This window comes from Stenotrophomonas sp. YJH_SMC_73 (assembly GCF_059370155.1).
Window position 1 is genome coordinate 154,001 of the sequence record NZ_JCAFTJ010000011.1, and the last position, 10,943, is coordinate 164,943.

The 10,943-nt window shown below is 68.2% G+C and carries 10 protein-coding genes and 1 rRNA gene; 6 read left to right on the top strand and 5 right to left on the bottom strand.

Going from position 1 to position 10,943, the window contains the following annotated elements; all coding sequences use genetic code 11:
• The first annotated feature begins 52 nt into the window (after nt 1-52).
• From AC5P8R_RS17420 to AC5P8R_RS17430, 3 genes are read left to right on the top strand one after another with little or no spacing between them, the layout of a single operon-like run.
• Nucleotides 53-1,888: a GspE/PulE family protein gene (locus AC5P8R_RS17420; RefSeq protein ID WP_169411260.1), complete on the top strand. Its 1,836-nt coding sequence runs from the start codon at nt 53-55 to the stop codon at nt 1,886-1,888.
• Entirely contained in the window at nt 1,860-2,606 is a 747-nt protein-coding gene (locus AC5P8R_RS17425; RefSeq protein WP_014648904.1) for a glutamine amidotransferase, read from the top strand. The genes AC5P8R_RS17420 and AC5P8R_RS17425 overlap by 29 nt, the downstream gene beginning before the upstream one ends.
• 49 nt (nt 2,607-2,655) lie before the next feature.
• The gene (locus tag AC5P8R_RS17430) at nt 2,656-3,567 is read left to right on the top strand and encodes a BPSS1780 family membrane protein (RefSeq protein ID WP_014648905.1); all 912 of its coding nucleotides are present in this window, start codon (nt 2,656-2,658) and stop codon (nt 3,565-3,567) included.
• Nucleotides 3,568-3,652: 85 nt separating this feature from the next.
• On the opposite strand, the gene tatC is transcribed toward AC5P8R_RS17430, so the two are convergent.
• From tatC to AC5P8R_RS17450, 4 genes are all read right to left on the bottom strand, one after another.
• The gene (gene tatC / locus AC5P8R_RS17435; RefSeq protein WP_005420449.1) at nt 3,653-4,402 is read right to left on the bottom strand and encodes a twin-arginine translocase subunit TatC; all 750 of its coding nucleotides are present in this window, start codon (nt 4,400-4,402) and stop codon (nt 3,653-3,655) included.
• Complete coding sequence (tatB, locus tag AC5P8R_RS17440) at nt 4,399-4,857, bottom strand: Sec-independent protein translocase protein TatB (protein WP_032957854.1); 459 nt, start codon at nt 4,855-4,857, stop codon at nt 4,399-4,401. Before tatB ends, tatC begins: the two co-directional genes overlap by 4 nt.
• Nucleotides 4,858-4,872: 15 nt before the next feature.
• A complete protein-coding gene (tatA, locus tag AC5P8R_RS17445) occupies nt 4,873-5,100 on the bottom strand; it encodes a Sec-independent protein translocase subunit TatA (protein WP_014648907.1) in 228 nt (75 codons plus the stop codon).
• A 75-nt stretch (nt 5,101-5,175) separates the two neighbouring features.
• Nucleotides 5,176-6,075, bottom strand: coding sequence for a lipid-binding SYLF domain-containing protein (locus AC5P8R_RS17450; RefSeq protein ID WP_495223672.1), 900 nt, complete (start codon nt 6,073-6,075; stop codon nt 5,176-5,178).
• A 165-nt stretch (nt 6,076-6,240) separates the two neighbouring features.
• Here AC5P8R_RS17450 and hemH point away from each other — a divergent pair, with 165 nt between their 5' ends.
• The 3 genes from hemH (at nt 6,241) to AC5P8R_RS17465 (ending at nt 10,450) form a co-directional block, all read left to right on the top strand.
• Nucleotides 6,241-7,203 (top strand): ferrochelatase, encoded by a 963-nt coding sequence (gene hemH / locus AC5P8R_RS17455; RefSeq protein ID WP_032957857.1) that lies wholly within the window; start codon nt 6,241-6,243, stop codon nt 7,201-7,203.
• Nucleotides 7,200-8,054, top strand: coding sequence for an alpha/beta fold hydrolase (locus AC5P8R_RS17460; protein WP_495223673.1), 855 nt, complete (start codon nt 7,200-7,202; stop codon nt 8,052-8,054). Before hemH ends, AC5P8R_RS17460 begins: the two co-directional genes overlap by 4 nt.
• Before the next feature lie 290 nt (nt 8,055-8,344).
• On the top strand, nt 8,345-10,450 hold the full coding sequence (locus tag AC5P8R_RS17465) for a methyl-accepting chemotaxis protein (RefSeq protein WP_014648911.1): 2,106 nt from the start codon (nt 8,345-8,347) through the stop codon (nt 10,448-10,450).
• A gap of 355 nt (nt 10,451-10,805) precedes the next feature.
• Here the strand turns inward: AC5P8R_RS17465 and rrf are convergent.
• A 5S ribosomal RNA gene (rrf, locus tag AC5P8R_RS17470) occupies nt 10,806-10,920 on the bottom strand.
• Nucleotides 10,921-10,943: the final 23 nt, after the last annotated feature.

A 10,943-nucleotide genomic window follows, 5' to 3' on the forward strand; every position in this document is an offset into this window, starting at 1 on the left:
TTAGTATAACGGCCGACCTGCGGGGCATTCCGTACCCGGGAGGAGCAGGCAGATGGAACATCGGCTGCCGGTGGGCACGCCCGGCGAGCCAGGCGACATCCCGCTGCCGTGGGGCCGCCTGCATTTCGAACAGGTCTGCGCAGCGCTGCTGGCCGATGGCCTGGTGGCCGAGCACGACGTCGAGCGCATGCGGTTTTCCGCACAGGGCGCGCGCAATGCCAGTGAAGTGCACCCGCTGGTGTTGCTGTCCAACCTCAAGCTGGCCGCCCGCGACGGTGGCGAACTGACCCTGGAACGCCTGACCGAATGGCTGGCCCGGCGCACCGGCAGCCGCTACCTGCGCATCGATCCGACCCGGGTCGACGTCGCTGCTGTCACCGCGCTGGTCTCCCATGCCTACGCCCGCCGCCACCGCTTCCTGCCGCTGGCGGTGGATGCCGAACGGGTGCTGGTGGCCACCAGCGAGCCGCTGGTGCAGGAGTGGCGCCGCGACCTGCAGCACCTGACCCGCCGCAGCATCGAGCTGGCGGTGGTCAATCCGCTCGACCTGCACCGCTACACCATGGAGTTCTACGGGGTGACCCGCTCGGTGCGTGGCGCGCGCGGCGATGTCCGCGGCGAAGCCAGCACCACCCTGCCCAGCTTCGAGCAGCTGGTCGAGCTGGGCCGTACCGGCGACGTCAATGCCGACGACCAGCACATCGTGCACATCGTCGACTGGCTGCTGCAATATGCCTACGAACAGCGCGCCTCGGACATCCACCTGGAACCGCGCCGCGAGATGGGGCGCATGCGCTTCCGCATCGATGGCGTGCTGCACAAGGTCTTCGAGGTGCCACCGGCGGTGATGACCGCCGTGGTCAGCCGCATCAAGGTGCTCGGCCGCATGGACCTGGCCGAACGCCGGCGCCCGCAGGACGGCCGCATCAAGACCCGCTCGCCGGGCGGCCGCGAGGTCGAGATGCGCCTGTCGACCATGCCCACCGCCTTCGGCGAGAAGTGCGTGATGCGCATCTTCGACCCGGATGCCGCCTTCAAGAGCATCGACCAGCTGGGTTTCAGCCCGCAGGAGGCCGCCGACTGGAATGCACTGGTCGAACGCCCGCACGGCATCGTGCTGGTCACCGGCCCGACCGGCTCAGGCAAGACCACCACCCTGTATTCCACGCTGAAGCGGCTGGCCACGCCGGACGTGAACGTGTGCACCGTGGAGGACCCGATCGAGATGATCGCGCCCGAGTTCAACCAGATGCAGGTGCAGGCCAACATCGACCTGGACTTCGCCAGCGGCGTGCGCACCCTGCTGCGGCAGGACCCGGACATCATCATGATCGGCGAGATCCGCGATCTGGAAACCGCGCAGATGGCGGTGCAGGCCTCGCTGACCGGCCATCTGGTGCTGTCCACGCTGCATACCAACGACGCGCCGTCGGCGGTCACCCGCCTGCTCGACCTGGGCGTGCCGCACTACCTGCTGGCCAGCACCCTCAACGGCATCCTCGCCCAGCGCCTTGTGCGCACCCTGTGCCCGCACTGCAAGCAGCCGCACACCCTTGGTGCTGCCGACTGGGCGGTGCTGGCTGATAGCCAAGCTGCATATCCAGATGCCGCCACGCCCTGTCGGCCGGTTGGTTGCCTGGAGTGCCGGCGCACCGGATTCCTCGGCCGCATCGGCCTGTATGAGTTGCTGCCATTGGGCTCGCGGCTGCGTGGGCAGATCCGCGCCGACATGGATCTGGCCGGTTTCACCCGTGCCGCGCGGGCTGAAGGGCTGCGAACCCTGCGCCAGGCCGGGCTTGAAAAGGTGGCGCAGGGGCTGACTACAATCGAGGAAGTCCTGTCAGTCCTGCCGCCCCCGGATGAACCCAGCCCCGTTCCTGATCCTTGAAACCGGCCGCCCGGTGCCGTCGCTGCGCCGCTACGGGCGCTTCCCGCACTGGATCCGGGTGGCCGCCGGGCTGGAAGAGCACGAGACGGTGGTGGTCGATGTCGAACACGGGGATGCCCTGCCCGACCCGCATGCCTTCGCCGGCGTGCTGGTGACCGGCTCGGCCGCCTTCGTCACCGACCACGCCGAATGGAGTGAGCGCAGTGCCGCATGGCTGCGCCAGGCCGCCCACGACGACCTGCCGGTGTTCGGTATCTGCTACGGGCACCAGCTGCTGGCGCACGCGCTGGGCGGGGAGGTGGCCTACAACCCGGCCGGGCGCGAGTCCGGCACGATCGAACTGGAGCTGCAGCCGCAGGCCGCGCAGGACCCGCTGTTCCAGGGCCTGCCGCAGCACTTCGCCGCCCACGCCACCCACCTGCAGACCGTGTTGCGCGCGCCCGACGGCGCCGAAGTACTGGCACGCTCGCCGCTGGATGGCTGCCATGCCTTCCGCTGGGGGCGCCAGGCCTGGGGCGTGCAGTTCCACCCCGAGTTCGCCACCCACCACATGCGCGGCTACGTGCGTGCCCGCGCCGACTGCATCGGCCGCCATGGCGGCTGTGCCCGCAGCATCGAGCGCGCGGTCAGCGCCGCACCGCTGGCGCGCCAGCTGCTGCGCCGCTTCGTTCGCCAGGCGCGGCTGTCTTCAGCCCAGCCGGCGGCAAAACAGGGATAATCGGCGGCACGGGCAAGCGCCCGGCCCCTCCTGTCCTTCCCGGATGTCCATGAAAGAGATTCGCAAGCTGCCGGCCTCGGCGGGCGCCCAGTGGTTGCTGGATACGTTCTCGCTGTATCGGCGTGCGCCGCTGCAGCTGGCCCGGATCGGTCTGACCTGGCTGCTGGTGAGCTGGGTGGTCACCCTGTTGTCGACGCTGATTCCCGGCGCCGCCGGCATGGCCGTGCAGCTGATGACCCTGGCCATCTCGCCGATCATGTTCGGCGGCATGCTGTACGCCGTGGGTGAGATCGACGAAGGTCGCCCGGGCCTGGCCTCGCACCTGCTGCAGCCGATCCGCGACCACCGCGTCAGCCACCTGCTGGTGCCGCTGGCGATCCAGGTGCTGGCGGTGCTGCTGCTGGGCGCGCTGCTGTTCCTGATGATCGGCCGCGAAGGCTTCACCGCCTTCAGCGAGGTCATGACCAAGATGGAAGAGATCAGCCGCAGTGGCCAGCAGATCAAGCCGGACGATGCTGCGGCGCTGGTGGCCAACCTGCCGGCCAAGCGCATCGCACTGTGGATGCTGCTGGTGTTCCTGAGCGCGGTCGCACTGTCGCTGGCAATGTTCACCCAGCCGGCGCTGGTGGTGTTCGACAAGCAGAGCGGCATGCACGCGCTGCGCCTGAGCCTGCAGGGCTGCATCGAGAACATCGGCGCAATGATCGTGTTCGCCGTGCTCGGCCTGATCGCCGCGTTCTGCATCTACATCCTGTTCGTGATCGTGATCCAGATCGCGATGCTGATCGGCGGCCCGCTGGCCGCCGCCTTCATCGCCCAGCTGGTGCTGACCACGGTGCTGATGCCGCTGTATGTCGGCGCGGTCTACGCCGCGTGGAAGCAGATGTTCGTGCACCGTGGCAGCCGCGCCGCACCGCCGATCCCGACCACGCCGACCTCGAGCGACATCTTCCACGCCTGATGAAAAAAGGGGACGGAGGGGATTAAGTCGTTAGCTGCACACACTGGGCATAAACGACTTAATCCCCTCCGTCCCCTTTTTTCTTTCAGGCGGCGGGCTTCTTGACTGCCGACGACGGCACCAGCCAGCGTGCGGCGTGGATGCCCAGCTCATAGAGCAGGCACATCGGGATCGCCAGCATCAGCTGCGAAACCACGTCCGGCGGGGTCAGCACCGCCGCCAGCACGAAGATGCCGACGATCGCGTAGCCGCGGCCTTCCTTGAACTGCTGCGGCGTCACCCAGCCCAGCAGCACCAGGATCACCATCGCCACCGGCAGTTCGAAGCTGCCGCCGAAGGCGAAGAAGATCGCCAGCACGAAATCCAGGTAGGCATTTGCATCCGGGGTGATCGCAATCACGTCCGGGCTGAAGGTGGTGAGGAAGTGGAACACCGCCGGCAGCACCAGGAAGTAGGCAAAGGCACAGCCGGTGTAGAACAGCAGCACCGAGGACACCAGCAGCGGCACCGCCAGGCGCTTCTCGCGCGCATACAGGCCGGGCGCGACGAAGGCCCACAGCTGGTACAGCAGCCACGGCACCGCCACGAACAGGGCAACGAAGAAGGTCAGCTTCAACGGCGCGAAGAAGGCGCCGGCCGGATTGGTGGCAATCATCGTCTGCCCGTTCGGCAGCTGCGAGACCAGCGGCTCGGCCAACGCGTTGTACAGCTTCTGGGTGAACGGCAGCAGCGCCAGCAGCACCACGCCCAGGCCCAGCAATGCGCGCACCAGGCGGCCGCGCAGTTCCACCAGATGTTCGACCAGCGAGCTCTCGCCGAAATCCTGTTCACTCATGGCTGGCGCTCCGTGCGCGGCGGCGGCGGCGCACCGGCTTCAGGGGGTGTCGCCGGCGTCGGCTCGGGAGCGACGCCCTCCTGTACCGGTGCATCGGCACGGGTCAGGCCGCTCATATGCGGCGGCAGATCCGCAGGCGCCGGTGCGCGTACCTCCTGCGCCAGCGTATCGCCCTGCTGCTGCGCCTCCTGCGCTTCGCGACGGATCGCTTCGCCGCTGGCACGCAGCTGGTTCTCGGTGTCCTGCATGCCCTGGCGAACGTCCTGCATCTGCCGCTTGATCTCCTCGGCCTGCAGTTCGCGCTCCAGTTCCTGTTTCACCGAATCCCATTGATTGCGGGCGCGACGCACCCACAGGCCGGCAAAGCGGGCCGCCTTGGGCAGGCGCTCGGGACCGAGCACCACCAGGGCGACCACGGCGATCACCAGCAGTTCGCTGAAGCCGATATCAAACACCGCGACCGCTCCGGATCAGCGAGGGGTGCGGTCGTGCTCGTCCTGCGCGGTGCGCGAGGCGTCCTGGCTGCGCGACTCGTCGCCCAGCTGCGCGTTCGGCTTGTCGTCGTCGCGCATGCCCTTCTTGAATTCCTTGACCGCCGAACCGAGGTCCTTGGCGCCACTGGTCAGGCGCTTGGTGCCGAACACCAGCAGGACGATGGCCAGCACGACCAACCAATGCCAGATGCTGAAACTGCCCATAAAGACGCTCGTTACGTTAGTGATCAGGCTGTCGAGCATAGCGCACCGGGTGTTAGCCGGCGCGCGTGACGAAAGTCAGTTTCCGCCCAGCGTTTCCGTGCGGATTTCGCCGTCGTTGACCGGCTGGAAGCCCTGCTGCTGCGGCGGCGGGTTCTGCGGAACGTTCTGCAGCGGCGCGGTGGTGGCTTCGGCCGGGGCCGCCGGTGCTGCCTGAACAGGCGCAGGCACAGGGGCGGCAGCCGGCGCCGGCGCCGGACGCGGTGCATTGCCACCGTTGCCGTTGCGGTTGTTGCGGGCGGCGTAGGTGGCCTCTTCCAGACGATCGCGGAAGGCGACCACGTCCATCGACGGCGAACCGACGGCGCGACCTTCGAAGATCATGCGCGGCGTGGTGTTGCTGCCGTAGGCGTCCAGATTGGCGGCATCGTCGATCTGCAGCACCGCGCCATCCAGCGCGACACCGGCGAACAGGCCGCGCGCGCGCGACCACGACCAGATCTCGGCCTTCAGCTGGCCGTCGGTGGCGGCGGCGGCATTGCGGCCGACCGGACCGGCGGCAACGCCGGCATCGGCGCCAAGCGTGAACTTGCCATTGACCAGGTTGTCCAGGCTGCGGTCGTTGCGGAACACCAGCACTACGTCGGAAGACTGCACGCCGGCCTGGAAGCCGATGCTGCCACCGGTCAGCTTGACGAATACCGGGCTGGACCAGGCGCCATTGGGCATGCGCACCGACATCAGCCCGTGGCCGCGACGACCGCCAATGACCAGGCCGGCCTTGATCGTGTCGGGAATGACGATGACCGCGCGGCCTTCGTCGAGCAACTTGTCCGGAATTCCCTGTTCAGGGATTTCCTGGATCTCCGCCAGCACGCGCACGGCATTGCGGGCGCGCTGGTCTTCCTGCGGTCCGGCAATGGCCTGGCTGGACAGCAGGCTGGCGGCGATCAGCAGGGCTTGGATCGGGCGACGCATGGCAGGCTCCAGAAGTCAGTCCATAGGAAGATATAGCAAGTGACTGAAATTAGTAGTGTTGTCATGAATCGCCAATGAGCGCTCCCCGCTCACATAGATGCCCGCTATGCCTGCAATCCGAACCCTGCATCCCGGTGCGACACCGGATCGGCGACAATGCACCCCATGCTCGACGCACCCGATACCGCCGTGCTGGCGGTCAACCTAGGCACGCCCGATACGCCGACGGCCCCCGCCGTACGCCGTTACCTGGCCGAATTCCTATCCGACCGCCGCGTGGTCGCGATCCCGCCACTGCTGTGGCAGCCGCTGCTGCGCGGACTGATCCTGCCGCTGCGCAGCAGCCGTTCGGCGGCCAAGTACGCCCAGGTCTGGCTGCCGGATGGCTCACCGCTGATGGTCCATACCCGGCAGCTGGCGCAGGCGATGCAGGCCCTGCTGCCAACCCTGAAAGTGCGCCACGCAATGCGCTATGGCGAACCGGCCCTGGCCCACGAGCTCGACCGCCTCGCCGGCGAAGGCGCACGCCGCATCGTGGTGCTGCCGCTGTACCCGCAGTACTCCACCACCACCACCGCCTCGGTCGAGGACCGCGTCGACGCCTGGCAGCGGCGCAACCCGGGCGTGACCGTCAGTCTGGTACGCGACTACTCGGTCGACCCGGGCTGGGTCGAGGCCGTTGCCGGCTCGATCCGCCGCTACTGGGAACAGCACGGCCGCAGCCAGAAACTGATGTTCTCCTTCCACGGCATCCCGCAGCGCCTGGCCGACGCGGGTGATCCGTATCCGCAGCGCTGCGAGGCCAGCGCGCAGGCCATCGCCAACGCGCTGGGCCTGGGCAAGGACGACTGGCAGATGGGTTACCAGTCGCGCTTCGGCCGCGAGCGCTGGCTGCAGCCTTACGCTGAGCCGAGCCTGTGGGCGTTGGCCGAATCCGGTGTGAAGCAGATCGACGTGGTCTGCCCCGGCTTCGCCACCGATTGCCTGGAAACGCTGGAAGAAGTCGCGATGGGCTTCACCGAAACGCTGGCCGAACGTGGCGCGACGATGCGCTACATCCCCTGCCTCAATGCCGAACCGGAACACGCGCGCGCCCTGGCACGACTGGCCGTGGCCTCGCTGGCATGAGTCTGCAACCCTTTGAACTCGAGGTGGGCGGCACCCGCGTCGCCGGCCTGCGCAACAGCGGCGACGGCCCGCGCGTGCTGGCCCTGCATGGCTGGCTCGACAATGCCGCCAGCTTCGTGCCGCTGGCGCCACACCTGGCGTCGCTGCAGCTGGTGGCGATCGACCTGCCCGGCCATGGCCACAGCGCGCACCTGCCGGCCGGTGCCAGCTACACCACGGCGGCCGCGATCTGCCACGTGCTTGATGTGGCCGACGCCCTGGGCTGGGACCGCTTCAGCCTGCTCGGCCATTCGATGGGCGCCGGCATCGCCAGCCTCACCGCCTCGGTCAGCGACCGCGTCGAGCGCCTGGTGGCGATCGAAGCTCTCGGCGGCCTGCGCGGCCCCGAAGAAGAGACCGCCCATCGCCTGCGCGAGCATGTGAACGCCACCCGTGCGCTGGCGCGCAAGCAGCTGCGCGTGTTCCCCGACCTGGCCGCGCCGATCCGCGCACGGATGATGACCAACCAGCTCAGCGAACCGTGCGCACGACTGCTGGTCGAGCGCGGCGTGGAACCGGTCGAAGGCGGGTATCGCTGGTGCAGCGATCCGCGCCTGATGCTGCCCACCGCGATCCGCCTCAGCGAGGGCCAGATCGACAACCTGCTGCAGGCCATCGCCTGCCCGACACAGGTGATCTATGCCACGCCGGCGCAGTCGTATTATCCCGAGCCGATGCGCAGCGATCGCCTGCAGCACCTGCGGGATGGCCGGCTGGCAGTGTTTCCCGGCAACCATCACCTGCACATGGAATATCCGGAACAGATCGCAGGCGTGATCCTGCACTTCTTCAGCAACGACAACGCCGGCTGAGCGCAGGCGTCCGCGCGCTTCACTCCGCGCGTTTGCGGCCGATACATCAGTTGCGGGCCCCTGCGCCCGCTGCACGCGGGCCCGGTCGGTCCTGCGGCATGTGTCTGGTTCTGCAAGGAAGTCCGCATGCCCGCTCTGCTGCACCGTCACCCACAGGATGTGGCCGCGGTGTCCCGTCTCCGCGTCGCTGATCGCGCCGCATCCCTCGAATTCCCGGCACCCGCCCTCGTCACGCCCTGCTGCGTGCGTTGCGGCGTGCTCGTTGTCGTCTGCTGACCCAGGAGCCTCCGATGTCCATTGCATCCGCCCGTCCCCCCGATACCGCCCGCCTGTCGCACCTGCAACAGCTCGCCCGCGGTGCTGACCGCCGCCTGCTGACCGGCAGCGCGGCACTGGCCGTGACCGGGCTGGTGCTGGCCCTGCGCGGTCCGCACGGTGTGGCCGCCGCGTTGGCCGCGGGCGCTGTGCTGCCCGCCTTGTGGCTGGCCGGTCCGCTGGCAGGCCGCGGCATCGCCCGCAACGCCCTGGCAATCCTGGTGGCGCTGCAGCTGGCCCTGTTGTCCGCGATCACCGGCCTGTCGCCGGCGTTGCCGATCGCCCTGCTGCTGGGCGTGCTGCTGGGCCATCGCGATCGTCTGCCGGTGTGGCTGGCCGGTAGCATCGGCACGCTTGCACTGCTGGCCCCGCTGCCGGCCGGTGCTGCGGTGGGGCCGGCGCTGCTGCAGGCCGCGATGCTGGCCGGCCTGACCCTGTTCCTTGGCCAGGTCGCACTGCGGCTCCGCCAGCAGACCGAAGCACTTGGCCACGGTCCCCGCCGGCTGGCCGCGCTGGCGCGCGACATCGCCACCGGCGCCGATCTTGGTGCACATGCTGACACCACCGCCTACGCACCGGGTTCGCTGGCCCATGCGCTGGCCGACACCGCACGCCATGTGCAGGCCCAGCGTGGACGCGAAGCCGAGGCACACGCCGAGAACGCGCAGATCCGCCAGGCCCTCGATGCCTCGCGCACCGCGATGATGATTGCCGACAACGATCACGTGATCCGCTACGTGAACCGCTCGGTGGTGGCCCTGCTGCGCAACCAGCAGGCAACGTTGCGCCAGGCCTTCCCCGATTTCGATGCCGAGCGCCTGGTCGGTAGCAGCATCCATCGCTTCCACGCCAACCCGGACCGGATCCGCGCCATCCTCAATGGCCTGCAGGTCAGCCACAACGGCAAGGTACAGATCGGCCCGGTGCACTTCGCACAGGTGGTTACTCCGGTCTTCGACGCACAGGGCGTGCGCCTGGGCTTTGCCGTGGAGTGGCATGACCGTACCCATGAGCTCGCCTTGGAGAACGCCGTCGCCGGCATCGTCGCGGCCGCCGCCGCCGGCGACCTCGACCAGCGCCTGCAGGCAACCGAAGGTGCCAGCTTCCTCGATGGCCTCACCGGTGGCATCAACCAGCTGCTGGATACGTTGGGCAGTACGGTTGACGAGGTGCGGCAGATGCTCTCGGCGCTGGCCAGCGGCGATCTCGATCGACGCATGCATGGCGAGTATCACGGCGCCTTTGCCGCGATCCAGCGCGATGCCAACGCCACCGCCGGCCAGCTGGCGCGCATGGTGGGCCGTATCCAGCAGTGCGCGTCCTCGATCAGCACCGCTGCCAGCGAAATCGCTGCGGGCAATGGCGCGCTGTCCGAGCGCAGCGAGCGCCAGGCAGCGCACCTGCAGGAAACCGCCGCTTCGATGGAAGAGCTGACTGCCACCGTGCGCCAGAACGCTGCCCATGCGCGCGAGGCGAGCCAGCTGGCGATCACCACCCAGAGCGCCGCCAGCGACGGCAACGTCGCCATGCAGCGGGTCGTCGACACCATGCAGGCGATCGAGGGAGCCTCGAAGCGGATCGGCGACATCACTGGCGTGATCGATGGCATCGCCTTCCAGACCAATATCCTCGCGCTCAACGCGGCAGTGGAGGCCGCCCGTGCCGGCGAGCAGGGCCGTGGCTTCGCGGTGGTGGCCAGCGAGGTGCGCGTGCTGGCGCAGCGCTCCGCCGCTGCGGCTCAAGAAATCAAGAAGCTGATCGATGAGGCAGGTCGCCAGGTGGGCGAAGGCGCCCAGCTGGTGGCCGATGCGGGCCAGCGGATGCAGGGCATTGTCGGGGGCGTTGAGAATGTCAGCCACCTGATGCACGAGATCTCGGCGGCCTCGCAGGAGCAGTCGGTCGGCATCGAGCAGATCAACCAGACCGTGGTGCAGATGGACCAGGCGACGCAGCAGAATGCCGCGCTTGTGGAGGAAGCCACCGCGGCCGCACGCGAGCTGCAATTGCAGGCGGGTACGCTTACCGAGGCGGTATCGGTGTTCCGCCAGCAGGAACCGCACGAGGTCTCGCGGGCCGCCTGATCCGGGCCTGCAGTTCCATCCCGGTCAAGACGGCGCCCGCAGGGCGCCGTTTTTTTTGCCTGCTTTTGCGTGATGGGTCAGGAAAAAAGGCCGCTTCCGGACCTGCCTTGGGGAGCGGCCAACCCTGGCTGGCGCCGCATCCACACACGGCGTGGATCTACTGTGCGCCCGCATGCCCTCGGTAGTCGCCAACCCTGGTTGGCGCTGGGGCTGCCCGCGGAGAATATCCACGCATGGCGTGCATCTACCGGCCGGTGTGCAGCTATGGCGGTGCCGGCCGGCGGCCGGCACTACCCGCATGTTCTGCGCACAAAGAAAAACCCCGCTGCGTGAGCAGCGGGGTTTTGGATGTAAACCCTGGCGATGACCTACTCTCGCATGGCTTGAGCCACACTACCATCGGCGCAGCTGCGTTTCACTTCCGAGTTCGGGATGGGATCGGGTGGTTCCACAGCGCTAATTTCACCAGGGAGGCTTTTGGAGAGTCGCACTC